This window comes from Streptomyces sp. NPDC048484 (assembly GCF_040651415.1).
Classification (GTDB): Bacteria; Actinomycetota; Actinomycetes; order Streptomycetales; family Streptomycetaceae; genus Streptomyces.
In genome coordinates, this window is the sequence record NZ_JBEZJY010000076.1 from 1 (window position 1) to 22,539 (window position 22,539).

The 22,539-nt window shown below is 69.4% G+C and carries 18 protein-coding genes; 14 read left to right on the forward strand and 4 right to left on the reverse strand.

What is annotated here, in order from left to right; all coding sequences use genetic code 11:
• Nucleotides 1-122 precede the first annotated feature (122 nt).
• Nucleotides 123-1,091 (reverse strand): NAD(P)-dependent alcohol dehydrogenase, encoded by a 969-nt coding sequence (locus AB0D14_RS41760; RefSeq protein ID WP_362789789.1) that lies wholly within the window; start codon nucleotides 1,089-1,091, stop codon nucleotides 123-125.
• A gap of 173 nt (nucleotides 1,092-1,264) precedes the next feature.
• Between AB0D14_RS41760 and AB0D14_RS41765 the strand changes: the two genes are divergently transcribed.
• From AB0D14_RS41765 to AB0D14_RS41775, 3 genes are all read left to right on the forward strand, one after another.
• The gene (locus tag AB0D14_RS41765) at nucleotides 1,265-1,897 is read left to right on the forward strand and encodes a TIGR03086 family metal-binding protein (protein ID WP_362789792.1); all 633 of its coding nucleotides are present in this window, start codon (nucleotides 1,265-1,267) and stop codon (nucleotides 1,895-1,897) included.
• 178 nt (nucleotides 1,898-2,075) lie between these two features.
• Nucleotides 2,076-2,732, forward strand: a complete 657-nt coding sequence (locus AB0D14_RS41770) for a GntR family transcriptional regulator (RefSeq protein WP_362789794.1) — start codon at nucleotides 2,076-2,078, stop codon at nucleotides 2,730-2,732.
• Complete coding sequence (locus tag AB0D14_RS41775; RefSeq protein WP_362789797.1) at nucleotides 2,729-3,646, forward strand: dihydrodipicolinate synthase family protein; 918 nt, start codon at nucleotides 2,729-2,731, stop codon at nucleotides 3,644-3,646. The genes AB0D14_RS41770 and AB0D14_RS41775 overlap by 4 nt, the downstream gene beginning before the upstream one ends.
• Before the next feature lie 30 nt (nucleotides 3,647-3,676).
• Here the strand turns inward: AB0D14_RS41775 and AB0D14_RS41780 are convergent, their stop codons facing one another.
• A complete protein-coding gene (locus AB0D14_RS41780; RefSeq protein WP_362789799.1) occupies nucleotides 3,677-4,873 on the reverse strand; it encodes an RNA-guided endonuclease TnpB family protein in 1,197 nt (398 codons plus the stop codon).
• A 152-nt stretch (nucleotides 4,874-5,025) separates the two neighbouring features.
• On the opposite strand from AB0D14_RS41780, the gene araD reads away from it, so the two are divergent.
• The 11 genes from araD (at nucleotide 5,026) to AB0D14_RS41835 (ending at nucleotide 19,136) form a co-directional block, all read left to right on the forward strand.
• Nucleotides 5,026-6,828, forward strand: a complete 1,803-nt coding sequence (gene araD, locus AB0D14_RS41785) for an L-arabinonate dehydratase (protein ID WP_362789802.1) — start codon at nucleotides 5,026-5,028, stop codon at nucleotides 6,826-6,828.
• 187 nt (nucleotides 6,829-7,015) lie between these two features.
• Nucleotides 7,016-7,954 carry a sugar ABC transporter permease gene (locus tag AB0D14_RS41790; RefSeq protein WP_362789805.1) on the forward strand — a complete coding sequence of 313 codons (939 nt, stop codon included), beginning with the start codon at nucleotides 7,016-7,018 and terminating at the stop codon, nucleotides 7,952-7,954.
• Nucleotides 7,951-8,853, forward strand: a complete 903-nt coding sequence (locus tag AB0D14_RS41795; protein ID WP_362789807.1) for a carbohydrate ABC transporter permease — start codon at nucleotides 7,951-7,953, stop codon at nucleotides 8,851-8,853. The genes AB0D14_RS41790 and AB0D14_RS41795 overlap by 4 nt, the downstream gene beginning before the upstream one ends.
• A 262-nt stretch (nucleotides 8,854-9,115) precedes the next feature.
• Nucleotides 9,116-10,321 carry a Gfo/Idh/MocA family oxidoreductase gene (locus AB0D14_RS41800; protein ID WP_362789849.1) on the forward strand — a complete coding sequence of 402 codons (1,206 nt, stop codon included), beginning with the start codon at nucleotides 9,116-9,118 and terminating at the stop codon, nucleotides 10,319-10,321.
• Entirely contained in the window at nucleotides 10,318-11,163 is an 846-nt protein-coding gene (locus AB0D14_RS41805; RefSeq protein ID WP_362789851.1) for a PmoA family protein, read from the forward strand. The genes AB0D14_RS41800 and AB0D14_RS41805 overlap by 4 nt, the downstream gene beginning before the upstream one ends.
• Nucleotides 11,160-12,746 (forward strand): family 43 glycosylhydrolase, encoded by a 1,587-nt coding sequence (locus AB0D14_RS41810; RefSeq protein WP_362789810.1) that lies wholly within the window; start codon nucleotides 11,160-11,162, stop codon nucleotides 12,744-12,746. The genes AB0D14_RS41805 and AB0D14_RS41810 overlap by 4 nt, the downstream gene beginning before the upstream one ends.
• A 289-nt stretch (nucleotides 12,747-13,035) precedes the next feature.
• Entirely contained in the window at nucleotides 13,036-14,397 is a 1,362-nt protein-coding gene (locus AB0D14_RS41815; protein WP_362789812.1) for a sugar ABC transporter substrate-binding protein, read from the forward strand.
• Nucleotides 14,398-14,570: 173 nt separating this feature from the next.
• The gene (locus AB0D14_RS41820; protein ID WP_362789815.1) at nucleotides 14,571-15,389 is read left to right on the forward strand and encodes a rhamnogalacturonan acetylesterase; all 819 of its coding nucleotides are present in this window, start codon (nucleotides 14,571-14,573) and stop codon (nucleotides 15,387-15,389) included.
• Between the two features lie 49 nt (nucleotides 15,390-15,438).
• Nucleotides 15,439-16,791, forward strand: coding sequence for a pectate lyase (locus tag AB0D14_RS41825; RefSeq protein WP_362789818.1), 1,353 nt, complete (start codon nucleotides 15,439-15,441; stop codon nucleotides 16,789-16,791).
• Nucleotides 16,792-16,793: 2 nt separating this feature from the next.
• Complete coding sequence (locus tag AB0D14_RS41830) at nucleotides 16,794-17,954, forward strand: pectinesterase family protein (protein WP_362789821.1); 1,161 nt, start codon at nucleotides 16,794-16,796, stop codon at nucleotides 17,952-17,954.
• A gap of 69 nt (nucleotides 17,955-18,023) precedes the next feature.
• Nucleotides 18,024-19,136 (forward strand): right-handed parallel beta-helix repeat-containing protein, encoded by a 1,113-nt coding sequence (locus AB0D14_RS41835; protein WP_362789824.1) that lies wholly within the window; start codon nucleotides 18,024-18,026, stop codon nucleotides 19,134-19,136.
• Nucleotides 19,137-19,165: 29 nt separating this feature from the next.
• Here the strand turns inward: AB0D14_RS41835 and AB0D14_RS41840 are convergent, their stop codons facing one another.
• Both AB0D14_RS41840 and AB0D14_RS41845 read right to left on the reverse strand, forming a co-directional pair.
• Nucleotides 19,166-21,424, reverse strand: a complete 2,259-nt coding sequence (locus tag AB0D14_RS41840; RefSeq protein WP_362789827.1) for a family 43 glycosylhydrolase — start codon at nucleotides 21,422-21,424, stop codon at nucleotides 19,166-19,168.
• Nucleotides 21,425-21,677: 253 nt separating this feature from the next.
• Complete coding sequence (locus AB0D14_RS41845) at nucleotides 21,678-22,520, reverse strand: pectate lyase (protein ID WP_362789829.1); 843 nt, start codon at nucleotides 22,518-22,520, stop codon at nucleotides 21,678-21,680.
• Between the last annotated feature and the right edge of the window lie 19 nt (nucleotides 22,521-22,539).

The window sequence follows — 22,539 nt, forward strand, 5'->3', positions numbered from 1 at the left end:
GAGCTACAGACACTCCTCGCCCTCTGGACCGGCGCCTGCCCCACCTGCCACCGCAACATACCCACACCAATACAAACCTGACCAAGCCCTACTAGGGCGCCGTGATGCCGGGGGTGGTGTCGTCAGACGGTGACGACGAGTTTGCCCCGGGGGTGGCCCCTCTCCAGGTGGCGGACGGCTTCGGCTGCTTCGGCCAGGGGGTACGTGCGGTCCACGGGCGGGACGATCTTGCCGTTCTCGGCGAGGTCCTTGAGGGTCTGGAGGTCCTCGCGGCGGGTGACGGCGACCAGGTTGCGGAGGTTCTGGCCGACGAGCGGCGAGAGCAGGACGGCTCTCAGGCCGCGGCTCAGGCCGCCGAGGAAGGCGGTGCCGCCCTCACCGCCGACGATCACGAGGGTGCCGCGCGGGGCCAGGGCGCGGCGGAGAACGGGCAGGGGCCGCAGGCCCGCGTTGTCGACGATGACGTCGTAGCGGTGCGGGCCGTCGGTGATGTCCCCGTGGGTGTAGTCGAGGACGTGCGCGGCGCCCTGGGCCCGTACGAAGTCCGCGCCGCCGGGACCGCAGACGCCGGTGACCTCGGCGCCGTACATCGCGGCGAGCTGCACGGCGTAGCAGCCGACTCCGCCGGAGGCGCCGATGACGAGGACCTTCTGGCCCGGGCGCGGGCGGGCCGTGCCGCTCAGCGCCTGGAGGGCGGTGATGCCCGACACCGGAAGGGCGGCGGCCTGTTCGAAGGTGAGGTTGGCCGGTTTGAGGACGAGTTTCGCGGGCTTGGCGCACGCGTACTCGGCGAACGAGCCCTGGCAGTTGCCGAAGACCTCGTCGCCCGGCTTGAAGTCGCTCACCTTCGCTCCGACGGCCTCGACCCGTCCGGCGCCGTCCCAGCCGCTGACCGGGTTCCTGGGCTTGCGGAGTCCGAGCGCGGCGCGCGCCACGAGGGGCCGGCCGGTCATGAGGTGCCACACCTCGGGACCGAGACCGGCCGCGCGGATCTCGACCAGCACCTCGTTGTCGCTGGGCACGGGACGGTCGATCTCCCGCAGTTTCAGGAGGTCCGCCGATCCGTAGGCATCCTGGACGATCGCCTTCATGGCGTGGCTCCTCTTCGCGGTCCCCGGCAACCGGTCGTCCCGGCCTTCCTGAGCATCCCGGTGGCTCGAACATCTGACCAGATTCCTGAGCATGATCTTGCGCGCGGAAGCGATGAGTTTCCGTACGGCCGACGGTCTACCGCCTGACGACCCTGTAATGAGAGGAGCCGAGCATGAGCGACGGCGAGAGCAACCCTGTCCCCCTTGACATCAGCCCGACAACCCTTGACCTGGGACCGCAGGCCCTGATCGTGGCGCGCCTCGCGGACGAGGTGCGCGAGGACCAGCTGGACGCCACGACACCGTGTCCGGAGTACGCCGTACGCCATCTGGTCGGGCATCTGGTCGGCCTGTCCGCTGCTTTCCGGGACGCCGGGCGCAAGGATCTGGGGGCCACGACGGACACCGCCCCGACTTCCCGGCTGCCGGACCTGACACCTGGATGGCGTACCGAACTGCCCTATTTGCTGGACGAGTTGGCCGAGGCCTGGCGCGACCCGGCCGCGTGGACGGGCCAGACCCGGGCGGGCGGTGTGGAACTGCCCGGCGAGGTCGCGGGCCTCGTCGCCGCCGACGAAATCGTCGTGCACGGCTGGGATCTGGCCCGGGCGACGGGGCAGGAGTACGCCCCTGACGCGGCGGCCCTGCAGGCGGCGTACCAGATGCTGGCTCCGTCGGCCGACGACCCGGCGGCGCGCGGCAGCATCTTCGGCCCGGTGGTGCCGGTGCCGGAGGACGCGCCCCTGCTGGACCGGGTGATCGGGCTGAGCGGGCGGGACCCGGGATGGGCGGCCGGGGCCCGCTGAACTCCGATTCCTGCCGGGTGGGCGGCAACTTCTTTTGTCAGAAGCATTGACGAAACACAGAGGTGCTTCTAGCTTCATCGCGTCGTACTTCGTACGTCATATATGAGACGCGATACGCGAGATCAGATACGCGAGCCCCCACCCCCCCCTGGGGGCTCCGTGACACCGAGAGGCGCGCATGACCTCTGTGCCCACGCCGATCCCCTCCCGCACGCAGTTCGTGCAGGACGGGATCAAGCACCGCATCCTCACCGGCCAGTTGACCCCAGGGCAGGCCCTGGTCGAGACCGAACTCGCCGCACAGTTCGGGGTGTCCAAGACCCCGGTGCGCGAGGCGCTCAAGACCCTGGCCGGCACCGGGCTCGTCGTGATGAACCAGTACAAGGGCGTCACGGTGCGCATGGTGGACGCGGACATGGCGCACGAGGTGTACGACGTGCGGCTGCTGCTCGAACCGGAGGCGCTGCGGCGCTCCGTCCGGCGCGGCTCCTCCCTCGACACGGCGCGTGAGGCGCTCGAACGCGCCGACAACGCCACCGACACCGCTCAGCGGTCCCTCGCCAACCGCGAGTTCCACCGCTCCCTCTACGTCCGCTGCGGCAACCCGCTGCTCGGCCGGATGCTCGACGAGGTCCGGGACCAGGCCGCCCTGGTCTCCGCGGTCGCCTGGGCCGCCAACCCGTCCTGGGAGCGCGAGGCCACCGAGCACCGGGAGATCCTGCGGCTCGCCCTCGAAGGCGACTCGGACAGCGCGGCGCGCGCCCTGCACTCGCACATCGCCTCGTTCGTGCAACGGGCCTTCCCCGAGGCCCAGGAGAAGGGTGAGCAGGAATGACCGCGACAACGACCACGTTCGATGCCGGGCGGGCCGCACTCGCCGACGTGGTGGCGATCCCCGTGACACCGTTCGCCGAGGACGGCTCCATCGACCACGAGGTCTACCGGGCCCTGCTGCGCCGGGTGCTCGACGGTGGCGTACGCATCCTCACGCCCAACGGCAACACCGGTGAGTTCTACGCACTGAGCCCCGAAGAGCGGCGCACGGTCACGGAGTTGACCATCGGCGAGGCGGGGGACCGGGCCACGATCCTGGTCGGCGTCGGACACGACGTGCCGACCGCAGTTGCCTCCGCCCGCCAGGCGCGTGAGCTCGGCGCGCAGATGGTGATGGTCCATCAGCCCGTCCACCCGTACGTCTCGGAGGACGGCTGGGTCGACTACCACCGGGCCATCGCGGCGGCCGTCCCCGAGCTGGGCGTCGTCCCCTACATCCGCAACCCGGTGCTCGCCGGCGCCCGGCTCGCCGAACTGGCCGACGCCTGCCCGAACGTCATCGGTGTGAAGTACGCCGTGCCGGACGCGGCCCGCTTCGCCGCGTTCGCACGGGACGCGGGCCTCGAACGGTTCGTGTGGGTGGCCGGTCTCGCGGAACCGTACGCGCCCTCGTACTTCTCGGCGGGCGCCACCGGCTTCACCTCGGGGCTCGTGAATGTCGCCCCGGCCGTCTCGCTGAACATGATCGAGGCGCTCAGGTCCGGCGACTACGCGGGCGCCATGAAGGTCTGGGAGCAGATCCGCCGCTTCGAGGAACTGCGCGCGGCCAACGCCTCCGCCAACAACGTGACGGTCGTGAAGGAGGCCCTGGCCTCGCTCGGCCTGTGCCGCCGCGAGGTCCGGCCGCCGAGCAAGCAACTCCCCGAGTCCGATCGCGCCGAGGTCGCCGCGATCGCCGCGGGGTGGTCCATTTGACTTCCTCCCCCTCGTGAACGAGGGGGATTCCTACGGCTCGCGCCGTGGGGTTTTCTGCTTCGTCGCCGACTGCCCGCCCGGAGTGCTCCGTTGAGGTCTTACACCGGCTCCACAGACAGACGCCGTCAGCCCGACGGCCAGAAGGTTCTTCGCCGCGTTCACGTCCCGGTCGTGGGTCGTGCCACAGCCGCACGTCCACTCACGGACGTGCAGGGGCATCCTCTCGGCGAGGGTGCCGCAGTGGGAGCACAGCTTGGAGGAGGGGAAGAAGCGGTCTACCGCGATCACTTCCCGCCCGTACCAGGCGGCTTTGTACTCCAGCATGCTCCGGAACTCCGTCCACGCAGCGTCGCTGATGGCGCGGGCGAGGCTCCGGTTCTTGACCATGTTGCGGACGGTCAGGTCCTCGATCACGAGCGTTTGGTTCTCACGCACGAGACGAGTGGTCAGCTTGTGCAGGTGGTCGCGGCGGCGGTCGGCGATCCGGGCGTGGACCTTGGCGACCTTGCGGCGGGCCCTGGCCCGGTTGGCGCCGTCACCCTTCGCCTTCTTCGCCAGGCGCCGCTGAGCCAACGCGAGGCGGATACGGTCGCGGCGTTCGTGCCGGGGGTTGGCGATCTTCTCCCCGGTGGACAGGGTCAGCAGGTGCGTCAGGCCGACGTCGATCCCGACCGCCGCATCGGTGGCGGGGAGTGGCTGCACGGCAGGGTCGTCGCACAGCATCGAAACGAACCAGCGTCCGGCCGCGTCCTGCGATACGGTCACCGTCGACGGGCTCGCGCCTTCCGGCAGGCGCCGCGACCAGCGGATGTCGAGCGGCTCCGCCATCTTGGCCAGGGTGATCCGGCCGTCCCGGAAACGGAACCCGCTGGTGGTGTACTCGGCGGACTTGCGGGACTTCTTCCGCGACTTGAAACGCGGGTACTTGGCCCGCTTGCCGAAGAAGTTCGTGAACGCCACCTGCAGGTGCCGCAGCGCTTGCTGGAGCGGAACGCTGGAGACCTCGCCCAGGTACGCCAGCTCCTCGGTCTTCTTCCAGGTCGTCAGCAGCGCGGACGTCTGGTTGTAGTTGACCCGCTCCTGCCGTGCCCAGGCTTCGGTGCGCGCGGCGAGCGCCATGTTGTAGACCTTCCGCACGCACCCGAACGTGCGCGACAGCTCGGCTGCCTGCGCATCCGTCGGGTAGAAGCGGTACTTGAACGCCCGCTTCACGTGGTTCGTGGTCACGCTCACAAACTAGCGAACCATTTGGTTAAGATCAAACCTGCCGGTCGGAGCACGGCGATTCGCCCTGGTGGCGCATCCCGGCTCCTTGCCCTGCTCCGCAGGAGTCCGATTCCTCCCCGGCCTGAAGGTCGGGGTTTCCTCGGAGGTATCCGATGAACGACGCCAACCCAGCGGCATCCGGCACCACCGGGGACGAGGGTCAGGCCCCGGACCAGGGTCAGGCCCCGGATGCCCCGAGGCAGTTGCGCAGTCACCAGTGGTACGGCAGCGGCGTCTCGTCGGGGCTGCGCTCCTTCAGCCACCGCGCCCGCACCCGTCAGCTCGGCTACCTCCCCGAGGAACACCTCGGCAAGCCGGTCATCGCGATCCTCAACACCTGGTCCGACATCAACCCCTGCCACGTCCACCTGCGGGACCGTGCCCAGGCGGTCAAGCGGGGCGTGTGGCAGGCCGGCGGCTTCCCGCTGGAGTTCCCGGTGTCGACGCTGAGCGAGACCTTCCAGAAGCCGACCCCGATGCTCTACCGCAACATGCTCGCGATGGAGACCGAGGAGCTGCTGAGGTCGTATCCGGTGGACGGGGCCGTCCTCATGGGCGGCTGCGACAAGTCCACGCCCGCGCTGCTCATGGGCGCCGCGTCCGTCGACCTGCCGGCCGTCTTCGTGCCTGCCGGGCCCATGCTGCCGGGCCACTGGCGCAACGAGATCCTCGGCTCCGGCACCGACATGTGGAAGTACTGGGACGACAAACGCGCGGGGCTCATCGGCGACTGCGAGATGACCGAGCTGGAGAGCGGTCTCGCCCGCTCGCCCGGGCACTGCATGACCATGGGTACGGCGTCCACGCTGACCGCGGCCGCCGAGGCGCTCGGAGTCACCGTGCCCGGCGCCTCCAGCATCCCCGCCGTCGACTCCGGGCACGACCGGATGGCCGCGGCCTCGGGGCTCAGGATCGTCGACCTCGTCCGCCAGGACCGCAAACTGTCCGACATCCTCACCCAGGAGGCCTTCGAGGACGCCGTGACGACCGTCCTCGGACTCGGCGGCTCCACCAACGCCGTGATCCACCTCATCGCCATGGCCGGACGCGCCGGAGCCCGGCTCACCCTCGACGACTTCGACCGCATCGCCCGTACGGTGCCGGTCCTGGCGAACGTACGGCCCGGCGGCCATACGTACCTCATGGAGGACTTCCACTTCGCCGGCGGACTGCCCGGGTTCCTGTCGCGGATCACCGACCTGCTGCACCTGGACCGGCCGACCGTCTCGCACGACAGCCTGCGCGAGCAGCTCGCCTCGGCGCAGGTGCACAACGACGAGGTCATCCGCACCCGGGACAACCCCGTCGCCGCCGAGGGAGGCGTCGCCGTCCTGCGCGGCAACCTCTGCCCCGACGGCGCGGTCATCAAGCACATCTCCGCCGAGCCGCACCTGCTCAAGCACACCGGCCCGGCCGTCGTCTTCGACGACTACCGGACCATGCAACGCACCATCAACGACCCGGAGCTGGGCATCACCGCCGACACCGTACTGGTGCTGCGCAACGCCGGCCCCAAGGGCGGCCCGGGCATGCCCGAGTACGGGATGCTGCCGATCCCCGACCATCTGCTGAAGCAGGGCGTACGGGACATGGTGCGGATCTCCGACGCCCGGATGAGCGGCACGAGTTACGGCGCCTGTGTGCTGCACGTGGCACCCGAGTCGTACGTCGGCGGCCCGCTCGCCCTGGTGCGCACCGGCGACACCATCACGCTCGACGTCGAGGCGCGCGCTCTGCGACTCAACGTGGACGACGAGGAGTTGGAGCGGCGCCGGGCAGGGTGGACCGCGCCGCCCGAGCGCTACGAGCGCGGCTACGGCGCGCTCTACAACGAACAGATCACCCAGGCCGACACCGGCTGCGACTTCGCCTTCCTGGCCCGGCCGGGCAAGGTGCCGGACCCGTACGCGGGCTGACCCGAACCGCTCTGGCCCGACCTGAACCACCCCCGCTCGACCCGTACCGCCCCGGAGCCGCGCACCTCGCGGTCCGGAGTCCCGCACACCGTACGTGAAAGCGCTTGCCATCAAGATCGCGCGCCCGTACCACCGGCTCGATCCGTACCACCGGCTCGACCCGCACACCCGAGAACGGAGAAAAGTCATGGCACAAGCCGCAGCCGTGGCGAAGCAGCCCGCGCCACCCCGGCGGCGCCGTGGCTCGGCGACGCCCCGCAGGCTCCCGTATCTGCTGATCGCCCCCGCGGGACTGCTGATGCTGGGCTTCATCGCCTACCCGATGCTCAGCGTCTTCTACTACAGCCTGCAGAACTTCAACCCCACCAAGCCGTGGCGGAACGGCTTCGCGGGCTTCGACAATTTCACGCGCATCTTCACCGAGGACCCGCAGTTCTGGGACACGCTGGTCTTCAGCGCCAAGTGGGTCGTCGTCGAGGTCGGACTCCAGCTGCTGTTCGGCCTGGCGCTCGCGCTGATCGTCAACCAGTCCTTCGTGGGACGTTCACTCGGCCGCGCCATGGTCTTCTCGCCCTGGGCCGTCTCCGGTGTGCTCACCTCCGCGATCTGGGTGCTCCTCTACAACTCCCAGACGGGCATCACCCGTTACCTCGCCGACATGGGCATCGGGGAGTACGGCACCAGCTGGCTCTCCGACACCTCGACGGTCTTCCCCGCGACGGTGGTCGCGGACCTCTGGCGCGGCGTGCCCTTCTTCGCGATCCTCATCCTCGCCGACCTCCAGTCCGTGTCGAAGGACCTGTACGAGGCCGCCGAGGTCGACGGCGCCAGCCGCTTCCGGCAGTTCGTGCACATCACACTGCCCCACCTCAAGGACGCGATCATCCTCTCCACGCTGCTGCGCGCGGTGTGGGAGTTCAACAACGTCGACCTGCTCTACACACTCACCGGCGGCGGTCCGGCGGGGGAGACGACGACACTCCCGCTCTACATCGCCAACACCAGCGTCGACGCGCACAACTTCGGCTACGCCTCGGCCCTGACCACCGTCGCGTTCGTGATTCTGCTCTTCTGCTCGATGGTCTATCTGCGGCTGAGCAAGTTCGGAGTAGGTGGGGACAAGTGATCACCAAGGACATCGACACCATCGCGCCGGCCGCGCCCGCACCGGTGGCCGACGAGCCGCCGCAGCGCCCGCGCAAGGGCAGGCGCGCCTGGGACGAGGCCCCGCGCTGGCAGATCTACCTCCCGCTCGGCATCTACCTGGTCTTCACCCTCGTCCCCTTCTACTGGATCCTGCTGTTCGCCCTCAGGCCGACCGGCTCGACCTCGCTCGTGCCCTGGCCCATGACCTTCGAGCACTTCGACAAGGTGTGGAACGACCGCAGCTTCGGCACGTACTTCGAGAACAGCGTGTACGTCGGTCTCGCCACGCTCTTCATGACCACGCTCGTCGCGCTGGCCGGCGGCTACGCCCTCGCCCGCTTCGACTTCAGGATCAAGCGCGGCTTCATGCTGGCACTGCTCTGCTCGCAGTTCGTGCCGGGCGCGCTGCTGCTCGTGCCGCTGTTCCAGATCTTCGCCGAACTCCAGATGATCAACTCGCTGGGCAGTGTCATCATCGCCGAGACGGTCTTCCAGCTGCCGCTGTCGATGATCCTGATCAGCGGCTTCATCCGGAATGTGCCGTACTCCCTGGAAGAGGCCGCCTGGGTCGACGGCTGCAACCGCTTCACCGCCTTCCGGGTCGTCGTCCTGCCGCTGCTGCGGCCCGGACTGATCGCGGTCGGCTCCTTCGCCTTCGTGCACTCCTGGAACCACTTCCTGTTCGCCCTGATGTTCCTCAGCAACCAGGAGAAGCAGACCATCCCCGTCGGCCTCAACAGCCTGATGAGCGCCGACAGTGTCGACCTGGGTGCCCTCGCGGCCGGCGGCATCATCGCGGCCGTGCCCGTCGTGATCGTCTTCGCCTTCATCCAGAAGTGGCTGATCACGGGCTTCAGCGCCGGGGCGGTGAAGGGATGAGACGAACCCACACCCTGCCGCAGCGCACGACAGGAGTGCGCCGAGCACTCCGAGCGGCTGTCGCCCGCGGTCCGTTGGCGGCCATCGGCGCTTCGGTGAACGCGGCGGCCGACTGTGGAGTGGCGCGCGGCACGGGAGCGGGGAGGCTCCGATGAGCGCCGCCACCGGGGCCGGGAGGGCTTCGATGGAGCCCATGAACTCCTCCGCTGCCCCCTCCGTCGCCTCCTCCGCCTACTTCTCTTCCGAGTCCGAGTCCGAGCCCATGCACTCCCACTCCGAGTCCCTGCCTTCGCACGCGGCTCCGCTTCCCGTCGTCCTCGCCGGCGCCCGCGGTCACGGCCGCTGGCACCTGGAGAACATCCGCCGCCTCCAGGACAAGGGCCTGGTACGTCTCGAGGGGATCTGCGAGCTGACCCCGCTCACCGGGGAGGAGCTGGCCGGCTTCTCCGCACCGGGCGAACTCCCGCGGCAGTCGGCCGACTTCGGCGACCTGCTGGACTCCACCGGCGCTGTGATCGCTGTGATCTGCACGCCGATCCAGACCCACACCGACCTGGCGCTGACGGCCGCCGCGAGGGGCGTACACCTTCTGCTGGAGAAGCCCCCGGCTCCGTCGTTCGCCGAGTTCCGCCGCATGGCCGACGGGGTCGCGGCGGCCGGGGTGGTCTGCCAGATCGGCTTCCAGTCGATGGGCTCGCACGCCGTGCCCGCGATCCGGGAGCTGATCGAGCAGGGCACGATCGGCCGGGTGGACGGCATCGGCGGAGCTGGGGCCTGGGCCCGCGCCGAGTCGTACTACCGCCGGGCGCCCTGGGCGGGACGGCGCCGGCTGAACGGGGCCGACGTCGTCGACGGCGTACTGACGAACCCCCTCGCCCACGCGGTGGCCACCGCCCTCGCGCTGGACGGCGCCACCCGCGCCGAGGACGTCGCCGACATCGAGACCGAGCTGCTGCGCGCCAACGACATCGAGTCCGACGACACCTCCTGCGTCCGCGTCACCACCACGGGCGGCAGCCGGATCACCGTCGCCGCGACCCTGTGCGCCGAACATCCCGAGGAGCCGTACGTCCTCGTGCACGGCACCGGCGGCCGGATCACCTTCTGGTACAAGCAGGACCGCGTCCTCGTCCAGCGCTCGGGACACGGCCCGCAGGAGTTCAGGTACGGCAGGACCGATCTGCTGGAGAACCTGGTCGAGCACCTCGAAGGCCGGGCCGGGCTGCTGGTCGCACCCGAGGCGACGGGCGCCTTCATGAAGGTCGTTGAGGCGATCCGGCAGGCACCGGACCCGGTCGCGCTGCCCGACGGCGCCTGGTACCTCGAAGCCGACGAGGACTCCGGGGCCGACGAGGGCCGCCGGGTCGTGCCCGGAGTCGACGGACTCGTCGCGGCCGCCGCCGACACCCTCGCCCTCTACTCCGAGCTGGGCGCCTCGTGGGCACTCCCGAGAGAGGTGAGCACCTGATGGACAACGAGTCGCTGGTCCTGCGCGTCGCGGGCCGCCCGGTCGGCCGGTACATCACCCGGCCGGAGCTGGCGCCGAAGCTGTCGCCGCGTCCGTACCTCCATCCCGTCACCACCCTGGCCGGCACGGCTGTCACGGAGCTGAGCCCCGCCGACCACCTCCATCACCTCGGCGTCGGTGTCGCCGTTCCCGACGTCGAGGGGCACAACTTCTGGGGCGGTCGCACCTACGTACGCGACCAGGGGCCGACCGAGCTGGACAACCACGGCGCCCAGCGGCACTCCGCGTTCCAGCTGCGCGACCCGGACGGTTTCGTGGAGGAGCTGCGCTGGGTCGCCGCGGGAGCCGAGCTGCTGCGTGAACGGCGTACGGTCGCGGCGACCGAACTCACCGACACCGCCTGGGCGCTGGACTTCACCTTCTCGCTCACCAACACGACCCCCGAACCCCTGTCGATCGGCAGCCCGGCGACCAACGGCCGGCCCGGCGCGGCCTACGGCGGCTTCTTCTGGCGGGCCCGCAAGGAGGCCGAGCCGCCCACCGTGTTCACGGCCGACACCGGGGGCGAGGACGCGGCGCACGGCGCTCGCGCCGGCTGGGTGGCACTCGCGGGCGACAGCTGGACGCTGGTGTTCGCCGGAGCCACGGACCGGACCCGCCGCGACCCGTGGTTCGTGCGCACCGGTGAGTACCCCGGGGTCGGCTCGTCCCTCGCGCACGAGGAGCGGCTGCCGGTCCCGGCAGGGGAGACCGTCGTACGCCGGGTCGTCACCGTGGTCGCCGACGGCCGCCTCGACCGGGGCGAGGCGGCGGCGCTCGTCCGCAAGGCGGTGAGCCCGTGAGCACCCAGAACGCACCCGCCTTCACCGCCGACCTCGGTGACGGCACCTACCGCAACCCGGTCCTGAACGCCGACTGGTCCGACCCGGACCTCCTGCGCGTCGGCGACGACTACTACCTGACCGCCTCCAGCTTCGGCCGGGCCCCGGGCCTGCCGCTGCTGCACTCCCGCGACCTGGTCAACTGGACGCTCGTCGGCCACGCCCTCCAACGCCTGGAGCCCGCAGACGAGTTCAGGCGGCCGCGGCACGACTGCGGAGTCTGGGCGCCGGCGCTACGGCACCACGACGACCGGTTCTGGATCTTCTGGGGCGACCCCGACCACGGCATCTTCCAGGTCAACGCCCCCGAAATGCGCGGCCCTTGGACCCCACCGCACCTCGTCAAGGCGGGCAAGGGACTCATCGACGCCTGCCCCCTGTGGGACGAGGAGAGCGGCGAGGCGTATCTCGTGCACGGCTGGGCGAAGTCCCGCTCCGGGGTCAAGAACCGGCTCACCGGTCACCGGATGCGGCCCGATGCCACCGGTCTGCTCGACGACGGCAAGCTGATCGTGGACGGCGACCGCATCCCCGGCTGGTTCACGCTCGAAGGGCCGAAGCTGTACCGGCACGACGGCTGGTTCTGGATCTTCGCCCCCGCGGGCGGGGTCGAGACCGGCTGGCAGGGCGCCTTCCGCTCGCGCGAATTCTTCGGACCGTACGAGGAGAGGGTCGTCCTGGAGCAGGGTGACACCGACGTCAACGGCCCCCACCAGGGCGGCTGGGTGACCACGCCGTCCGGCGAGCACTGGTTCGCGCACTTCCAGCAGAAGGGCGCGTACGGGAGGGTCGTCCACCTCCAGCCGATGCGCTGGGGCAAGGACGGCTGGCCGGTCATCGGCGACGAGGGCACCCCCGTCGCCGTACACAGGAAGCCCGATCTGCCGCGGCAGCCGCTCTCCGCGCCGGCCACCGACGACGACTTTCCCGGCGGGCGGTTCGGGTGGCAGTGGCAGTGGACCGCCAATCCTCCCCCACTCTCGGCTTCGCTCGACCGGGGGGACCCCCATGCCGGCTGGGCGACCCAGCACTCCGGCGACGGACTGCGGCTGACCTGCCTGCGGTCGCCGGACGCGCACGATCCGCGCAAGCTGCCCAGCGTGCTCACGCAGCGGTTGCCCGGCGCCCCCTGCACCGTCGAGGTCGAGCTGCGGCTCGACGCCGAGGAGCCGGGCGCGCGGGCCGCACTCGCCGTGCTCGGTGACTCGTTCAGCTGGATCGGGCTCGAACGGGGGGCCGACGGGACGGTCCATCTCGTGCACCGGTTCGCCGAGTCGGTCGCCGAGCGGGAGCGTGACGCCGCTCATCCGCGGATGGCCCCCGAGGGGCGGGCCCGGCTGCGGATCGAGACCGGCGCCGGGGCGCGCTGCCGTTTCTCGTACGACCTCGGCAGCGGCTGGGAGCCCTCCGGCCAGGTCTTCGCCGCGACCTCCTGGCGCTGGGTCGGCGCTCTGCTCGGCCTCTTCGCGGTCGCGCCGGACGGCGGGGGACACGCCGGAGCGGGCACGTTCACGCAGTTCCGCATCACCGCGCCACCCGTCTGACCGATCGACGTCATCACCGTTGTACGCCTGTGAGCCTGTGAGCCTGTGAGCCTGTGAGCCTGTGGGGAGCCGCAATGACGCACTTCCGTAGCAAGCGCTTGCCGAGACCGGGTCCCGGCCCTGCCGGGTAGCGGGCGCGGGTTCCGGTCCTGGCCGGGACGTGTGGATCGACCACGACTGGTCCAGCGGGACGAAGCAGCTCCACGTTCTCCGGGCCGCAGAAGAAGCTCGGCACGAACACCGCTGGGCACGCACAACCCTCGTTGGATCCAGAAGAAGAGAGCCGATCATGAAGAGCAGCATGCGCAGGAGCAGCAGAGGAGCGCGTCGCTCCGTCACCGCCGTCGCCGTGAGCGCCGTACTCGCGCTGACCGCCACCGCCTGCGGTGACGACGGCAGCGGTTCGTCGGGCGACAAGGGCGCCGAGGGCAGTGGCAAGGGCGAGATCACCTTCTGGGACAACAACGGTGGTGTCCGCACCGACATCTGGAAGGAGGTCATCGCCGACTTCGAGAAGGCGAACCCGGACATCGACGTCAAGTACGTCCCGATCGCCGCCACCGAGTACCAGTCGAAGGTCGACACCTCCATCCAGGCCGGGGGTCTGCCGGACGTCGGCGGTGTCGGTGCGGCGATGCTCGCGGGCTTCGCCGCGCAGAACGCGCTGGAGCCGCTGGACGCCCGCCTCGGCAAGTCGTCCCTGAACGGCAAGCTCAACGAGGACATGGTCAAGTCGCTGAAGGCCGCCGGCGGCGGTGACGGCACGCTGTACTCGGTCCCGACGTCCGCCAACAACGGCGTCCTCTACTACCGCACCGACCTGTTCAAGGCGGCCGGCCTGGACGCGCCGACCACCTGGGGAAAGTTCTACGAGGCCGCCGACAAGCTCACGGACAAGGGCAAGAACGCCTTCGGTTACACCATCCGCGGTGGCGCCGGCTCCATCGCCCAGGCCCTCGACGCGATGTACGGGCAGTCCGGCATCACGTCCTTCTGGGACTCCGGCAACGAGAAGACCACGGTCGACGACCCGAAGAACGTGGCGGCCCTGGAGAAGTACGTGGGCCTCTTCAAGAAGGTCACCCCGGCCGCCGACCTCAACAACGACTTCACCAAGATGGTCGCCCAGTGGGACTCCGGCACGATCGGAATGCTCAACCACAACCTGGGCTCCTACCAGGATCACGTGAAGGCGGTCGGCGCCGGGAAGTTCCGCGGTATTCCGCAGCCGGTCGGACCCGGCGGAAAGCGGGTCCAGGTCTCCAACCCCGTCGACGGACTGGGGGTGTTCAGGGCCTCCAAGAACAAGGACGCCGCCTGGAAGTTCATCGAGTTCGCCACCGAGAAGGCGCAGAACTCCAAGTTCAACGAGTCCGCGGGGCAGGTGCCGTCCAACAACGACGCCGCGAAGGACGCGTGGGTCTCGAAGGCGGAGCCGACCAAGCTCGCCGCCGAGGCGCTGACCGACGGTTCCACCACGATCGTCCAGCTGCCGTACTACCTGCCCGACTGGAACACCATCTCCAAGACGGACAACGAGCCGGCTTTCCAGAAGGTCCTGAACGGGTCGCTGAGTTCGAAGGACTTCCTGAACACGCTGGCCGATCAGCTCAACGAGGCGCAGACGGAGTGGAACGAGCAGAAGGGCTAGGACAGGTCCTAGGCCAGGTCCTGGTTCCTGGTTTCTGGTTCGTATGCGTACGCCGTGAACACCCCGCGCCCCCGAAGGGCGCGGGGCCCCGGCGCGCGGGGCCCCCGCCATCTTCCCGAGAGCAAGGTACGTGTCGGCACCAACCCGGATCGTCGCCTGAAAGGCATATCGACGTGGCCCTCACCCGTAGACAGGTCACCACCGCGGCGTTCGCCGCCGTTCCCCTCGCCGTCGCGGGAACGGGGCCCGCTGTCGCCGCCTCGCAGGAACGGCAGGAACGGCAGGAACGGCCCCGTGGGCGCACGCTCTTCATCGCCGGTGATTCCACCGCTGCCCAGAAGTACGCCGATGCCGCGCCCGAGACCGGCTGGGGGATGGCGCTTCCGTTCTTCCTGCAGGAGCGGCTCGCGGTCGCCAATCACGCGGTGAACGGGCGGAGTTCGAAAAGCTTCATCGACGAAGGGCGTCTCGACGTCGTCCTCGCTGCTGTCCGGCCCGGTGATCTTCTTCTCGTCCAGTTCGGGCACAACGACTCCAAGGTCGCCGATCCCACGCGGTACACCGAGCCGTGGACGACGTATCAGGACTACCTCCGTCAGTACGTCGACGGGGCGCGGGCGCGGGGGGCGCGGCCCGTGCTGGCCACGTCCGTGGAGCGGCGGAAGTTCGACACCGACGGGAATGCCCTGGGGACCCACGGCGACTATCCCGTGGCCGTGCGGGCCCTCGCCGAGGAGGAGGGGGTGGCGTTGCTCGATATCCAGGCTCTGTCGATCGCGTTGTGGCAGGAGCTGGGTGTCGAGGAGACGAAGAAGTACTTCAACTGGACCGACGTCGAGCAGGACAACACGCATTTCAATCCGCCGGGGGCCATTGCCGTGGCTCGGATGGTGGCGGGGGAGTTGTCGCGCCGTCGGGTGGTGGCGGCTCGGGATGTCCGGCGGCTTGGTGAGGTGATTCCCGAGTCCTGGATCAGTTGGCCAGAGGCCTGAGCGTCCAGAAGGTCCGTCTATCCGTCTACCCGAAAGGAACCCCGCATTCATGCGTACTCGTATCTGGCATGCCCATGTCATGACATCCGTAGTCGGGTGCACCGCCCTCGTCCTCGCCGCGACCGGAACCGTCGCCCACGCCCAACCCCAAGCCCAGCCCCAAGCCCAACCCCAAGCCCAGCCCCAAGCCCGGGATCTCGGGCGCGAGACCCTCGCCGTCGGGGACGGCTGGGGGTCCGAGGGGGCCGGTACGACGGGCGGTGCCGCCGCCATCGGCGAGCAGGTCCACACCGTCGCCACCTGGGCCGAGTTCAAGGCGGCGTTGAAGGCCGGCGGGGACGCGCCGAAGATCGTCAAGGTCAAGGGGGTCATCGATCCGGTCGCCGAGGGCTGCGCGTCCTTCCAAGCCCCGGGGTACGACTTCGCCGCCTATCTGGAGAAGTACTCGCCCGAGACCTGGGGCCTGGACACGGACCTGTCGGGAGAGCCCGCCGACAGTCCCGAAGGGCTGCGTGCCGCCTCCGCCGCCAACCAGGACACGGCCATCAAGGCGAACGTCCCCGCCAACACCACCATCGTCGGCGTCGGAAAGGGCGCCGGGATCAGAGGCGGCAGTCTGCAGATCAAGGGCGTCGACAACGTCATCCTGCGCAACCTCACCATCGAGGCCCCGCTGGACTGCTTCCCGCAGTGGGACCCGACCGACACCGACACCGGCGCCTGGAACTCCGAGTACGACGCGGTCGTGGTGTACGGCTCCACCCATGTGTGGGTCGATCACAACACACTGACCGACGGCCGCTACCCGGACAGCACATTGCCGACGTACTTCGGCCGGACCTACCAGCAGCACGACGGCCTGCTCGACGTCGTCCGCGGCGCCAACCACGTGACGGTGTCCTGGAACGCGGTCGAGAACCACGACAAGACCATGCTGATCGGCAACAGCGACAGCGCCGGAGCGACCGACACCGGCAAGCTCAAGGTCACGCTCCACCACAACAAGTTCGAGGGCACCGTCGAGCGCGCGCCGCGTGTCCGCTTCGGGCAGGTCGACTCGTACAACAACCACTTCGTGGTGACCGAGGAGCAGTCGTACGGCTACACCTTCGGCGTCGGCGCCTCCTCCCAGCTGTACGCCTCGGACAACGCGTTCTCGCTGCCGGCCGGCGTCAGCGCCGCCAAGACCCTGAAGAAGTGGAGCGAGGCACCGCTCACCGCCGAGAACAACTACGTCAACGGCCGCAGGACCGACCTCATCGCCGTCCACAACGCGGAGATCCCGGCGGAGACCCTCCGATCGGGCGCCGGATGGAAGCCCACCCTGCGGACGAGGGTCGACTCGCCGCGTGCCGTGCCGGGCATCGTCGACGGCCGCGCCGGCGCCGGAAAGGTCTGCTGACCATGACCTCGCCGACAGCGGCGGGCAGAGGCAGACGGTCCTTCGTGGTCGCGAGCCTCGGGGCCGCGCTCGCGCTCGGGGCAGGCGGCACCGCCCAGGCGCGCGGGCGGAACCCCTTCGGGCGGTACGGTTCGCCGTCCGCCCGGCTCGACGGGCGGACCCTGTACGTCCACCCAGGCGGTCGCGGCGACCACACCACGGTCCAGGCCGCCGTGACCGCCGCCGGGGGTGCCTCTCCGGCGTTCAGCGCTGGGGGAGGCGGCGATGACGGCGGGTACACGCTGGTCATCGCCCCGGGAACGTACCGCGAGACGGTCGCCGTCAGCGCCGACCGTACGGAGATGACCTGGCTCGGGGCCTCCGAGGACGCGCGTGACGTCGTGATCGTGTACGACAACGCCAACGGCACCCCGAAGCCCGGTGGCGGCACCTACGGAACGACCGGCTCGGCCACCACCACCGTGCAGGCCGACGGGTTCACCGCCCGGGACATCACCTTCTCCAACGACTGGCTGCGCGCCGACCATCCCGAGATCACCGGGACACAGGCCGTCGCCATCAAGGTGCAGGGCGACAGGTCGGCGTTCCTCGACTGCCGGTTCCTGGGCCACCAGGACACGCTGTACGCCGACACCATGGCGCTCGGCGTCTTCGCCCGGCAGTACTTCGCACACTGCTATGCCGAAGGGGACGTGGACTTCGTCTTCGGACGGGCCACCGCCGTGTTCGAGCACTGCCACTTCCGCACCCTGCACCGGACGGACCTCACCGGGGCCCCGTACGGCTTCGTGTTCGCGCCCTCGACCGCGGTCGCCGATCCGCACGGCTACCTGGTGACGGGCGGTCGCGTCACGAGCGAGGCCCCGGACGGCTTCTACAAGCTGGCCCGGCCCTGGGTGCCCAGCTCCGACACCACCGCGCGGCCCATGCTGACCGTGCGCGAGACCCGCCTCGGTGCCGGGATCGACGCGGTGGAGCCGTACGCCAACATGTCGGCGGGCCACCCGTGGCAGAGCCAGCGGTTCGCCGAGTACCGCAACAGCGGGCCGGGCGCCGAGATCACCGTCCCCGCGAACCGGCCCCAGCTCACCCGCGCTGAGGCCGAGTCGCACACCCGCCGGATGTACCTCGGTGACTGGAGGCCGTATGAGCAGCGACTCTGAGCGATCGCCCCTGCCACCACCGATCGACACACAAGGCGACACACGATTCGACGAAAGGTCCCCACACCCATGTCCCGTCGTACCGCTCTTTCCTTAGGCGCAGTCCTTGCCCTCGGTGCCGGACTCGCCGTGGTCCCCACCCAGGCCCAGGCCGCCACCGTGGTCGTCAGCAACTCCGCCGACCTGTCCAACGCCCTCAAGAACGCCACCGCCGGCACGGTCATCCAGGTGCGCGCCGGCACCTACTACCCGACGGCCACCCTCCAGTCGACCGCCAACGGCACGTCGGCCGGCCGGATATACCTCCAGCCCTACGGCTCGGAGACCGTGAAGATCGACGGTTCGAACCTCCCCGACGGCGACTGGATCTTCAAGCTCACCGCCGACTACTGGACGGTCTCCGGCATCACCTTCCAGAACTCGCCGGACAGCGCGGTCGTCTGCCAGTCGTGCGCCTCGACGGTCTGGGAGAACATCAAGACGATCAACGGAGGCGACTCCGGTTTCACGCTCACCGGCGACAGCACCACCAACAACACCGTCCGGAACATCGACTCCTACGGCCACTACGACGCCGCCACCCACGGGGAGAACGCGGATGGCGTCGCCATCAAGTTCGGTTCCGGCAGCGGCAACCTGGTCACCGGGGCCCGCCTCTACAACAACTCGGACGACGGCCTCGACTTCTGGTCGTTCTCGTCCCCGGTCACCATCGAGCACACCTGGGCCATGGGCAACGGCAAGAACCGCTGGTCCGACTCGGCGTTCGCGGGCGACGGCAACGGCTACAAACTCGGCGGGGACGGCGAGGTCGTCGCCCACGTCATCAACAACTCGGCGGCCTGGGACAACGCGGGCAGCGGCTTCACCGAGAACAGCAACAAGGGCGCCATCGTCCTCAACCGCACCACCGCCTACGCCAACGCCAAGTACGGCTACTACTTCGCCACCGGCACGGCCAGGCTCGGCAAGAACCTGGCCGTGAGCAACGGCTCGGGGTCGGTCAGCAAGGGCGGCTCGGTCGTCTCGGCCGGCAACAACTGGGACTCCGGCATCGCGACGCCCGCGTTCCGTTCCACGGACGCCGCGACGACGTACAACGCCCGCCAGTCGAACGGCTCGCTGCCCGTGACCACGTTCCTGACCACGGGCAGCTCCACGATCGGCGCGACGATGGACTGAGCCCTGAGGCTACGGGGCCGCCGGTTCCGTCAGCCCCGCCGCACCGGCCGTACCGACTCCAGGGTCGGCACCACCGGGTTGATCGTGCCGTCGGCCGCGAACGTCATGCGGTCGACGGTCGTCTCCCGGTGCATGCCGTCACCACCCGGCCTGCCCGGACCGTTCAGCGCGAACCGGTGGTAGACCATGTACCAGTCGTCCGTGCCGGGGGTGTTGACCACGGAGTGGTGGCCGGTGGCGAGGATGCCGTACTCCGGCCGCTTGGAGAGGATCGTGCCCCGCTCGGTCCACGGGCCGAGCGGGGAGGGACCGGTCGCGTACGCCACCTGGTAGTTCTCGCTGCGGGTGTCGTCCTCGGACCACATGAAGTAGTACGTGCCCTTGCGCTCGACCACGAAGGATCCCTCCCGGAAGTTCTCCGGGGTGATGTCCCGCACCTTCGACGCGTCGAACGACACCATGTCGTCGTTCAGCGGGACGACGTAACCGCGGCCGTTGCCCCAGTACAGGTACGACGTTCCGTCGTCGTCCGTGAAGACCGACGGGTCGATCATCTGGCCCTGCAGTGAACCGCCCTTCGCCACCAGGGGTTTGCCGAGAGCGTCCTTGAACGGGCCCGCGGGGGAGTCGGCCACCGCCACGCCGATCTGCTGTTCGGCGCAGAAGTAGAAGTAGTACTTGCCGTCGCGCTCGGCGATCGCCGGGGCCCAGGCGTTCTTGTCCGCCCAGGACACGTCGGGGCCCAGGTCGAGGATCTCGCCGTGGTCCTTCCAGTGGACCAGGTCCTTCGACGAGAAGGCCTTGAACTTCGTGCCGCTCCAGCCCTGGAAGCCGTCCGTCGTCGGATAGATCCAGTAACGGCCGTCCAGGTACTGGATGTCGGGATCGGCGTACAGCCCCGGCAGGACCGGGCTGCGGGTGGACACCGCCTCGACGGTCCAGGTGCGGACGGTCCCGTCGGCCGCCGTGACCCTGTACTTCTGCGGCTTGCGGAAGTCGCGCCGCGTCCCGGACGCCGGGCGCGCCTTGGCGCCCTCGGCGAGCCAGAGCTTCGGCGCGAGCTTCGACAGGTTCTCGCCCGGTTTCATCGGCAGTACGACCTTCGAGGCGGCCTCGGTGACGACCGCGTACCCCTTCTGACCCTTCACCGTCGCGTCCACCACCGATGTGCCGGTCGCCGGATACGCGGCGAGCAGCCGGTCGTACTCCGCCTGCGTCACCGGCATGACCGTGCCGTGCCGGGGGCTCGCGGGCAGCTGGTAGTTCTCCGACAGCGTCCAGTTGCCCGAGTCGAGGTCGGTCGTCTCGAAGGGCACATAGCCGCGACCGCCGTACTCGTCGATGAACAGGTACCACTTGTTCTCGGTGTTGGACTTGAAGACCGTCGGGCCCTCACCGCGGTCGATCGAGCCGCTGCCGATGCAGTCCGACACGAAGTCGTACGAGGTGTCCGTGAGCGAGGTCGACTTCTCCGCGGTGATGAACTTCGAGCAGGGACTGGAGGAACTCGGGTCGCGCTCGTCCTTGGTGTAACGGTGGTAGGTGCCCTTGTGCTTCACCACCGTCGAGTCGATGACCGAGTAACCCGGGTCGTCCCAGACCTTCGGCTCGCTGAAGGTGCGGAAGTCCTTCGTGGTCGCGTACATCATCTTGTTGTACGTCGAGCCGGTGTGGTCCGGGTCGTCGTCGGCGTAGAGCTTGGACGCCCAGAAGACGACGAACTCGCCGAGGGTGTCGTCCCAGTAGGCCTCCGGCGCCCAGGTGTTGCCCGCGTTGCCGGGGGCGACCTTCACCAGGCGCTGGTCGGTCCAGTGGACCAGGTCGGTGGATTCCCAGACCATGACGGACTGGCTGCCGTGGCGCTGGACGTGGTCCCAGCTGCCGCTGGAGTTCTGGTACATCCTCAGGTCGGTCGCGATCATGTAGAACTTGTCGCCCTCGGGGGAGCGGATCACGAACGGATCGCGCAGACCCTTCTCGCCCTGATCCGAGGTGAGGACCGGCTTCCCGGCGTTCAACTCCCGCCAGTGCAAAGGGTCGTTGCCGCGACTGAGGGCGTAACGGATCTGTTCGCCGTCCGCCGTGCCCTCGCCGGTGAAGTAGGCGAAGAGGTAGCCGGCGTACTTCTGCTTGGTCACGTGGGGTGCTCCGGGCGGGGCTTCGAGCTGGGCTCCGGGCTGGGCTCCGGGCTGGGCCGCCGGGCTCGGCGGGGCGGCGACCAGGCCCAGGAGAAGCGCGAGGAGGGCGAAGAGCGGAAGCAGGAGTGCTCGGGCGGTGCGGGGGCGCATGACACATCCTGTGGGGGTCTGGTGGATTCTGTTGGGGTGAGGTGCCCTCGGAGTGTCACCAGTGCCGGACGGTGCGTCAATCGGTGGAAGCGCGGTCGGGGCGAGCGAAAGTTTCGATTCGTTTCGGGCGGCCCCGGCCCCGCCCCTCGTCGGGCGTCGCCGGCGAGGGGCGTTCTTCTGTCTGGCCGAGGGGGGGCTCAGGCCGGCAGATCTGTGGAGTCGAACGATGCGACTGTCCCGGTCCCGGTCCCGGTCACTGATATGTGATGTCAGATGCCGTGTAGTTGCAGGAGGTTCCGTCCGGGCCCGAACCGTTCGTCGTCGGTTCGGCGCCGGTGTTGTTGCCGATGTACTTCTGGCAGGGCACGATCTTCTTGCTGCTGTCACCGATGATCGTGACGTTCCGCAGGGCCGTGGTGTCGCCGTAGTTGGTGTTGATGCCGACCAGTCGGGAACCCGGCGTGGTCACCTCGATGGTGTTGAAGATCGAGGTGCGCTTGTACTGCTTCGAGCAGTTGCCGCACGAGCGGTACAGGGTCTTGAAGTCCTGGACCGCGAACTTCGAGACGACGAGCTTGCCGCCGCCGTTGTGCTGGAAGACCTTGTCCGCGGCCTTCTTCGCCCCGCCGCCGTACACGGTGTAGACGGCGGAGTTGCCGCCCCGGAAGGTCGCGGCGTCCTCGCCGACGTCCTCCCACCAGACGTTCTGCAGGGTGCAGCTGCCCAGGCAGTGGACACCGTCGGCGCCGGGCTTGCCGATGATGACGTTCTTCAGCGTCGCCCCGTCGGCGAGCTGGAAGATCGGATCCTGGCCCTCCTCCTGGCCGTCCCCGGCCAGCTCGCCGCTGCCGTAGTAGCGCTTGTAGCCCCCGTCCCGGGTACCCGAGACAGGGATCGTCGCCGAGACGGCCTCGCTGCCGTTGGCGGTCGGCCAGGCGGTGGCGGCGCTCGCCGTCGACATCATCGTGCTGGTGACGATCGCGGCTCCTGTCAGGGCGAGCGCGGACATGCCCCCGATGACGGCACGCTTCCGATCGGTCCTGCGACGGTGCCGTGCACGGTGTTCTACGGCACGGGGTTCTGTGCGTGAGGTCATGACCCGGTTCCTTCGGTGG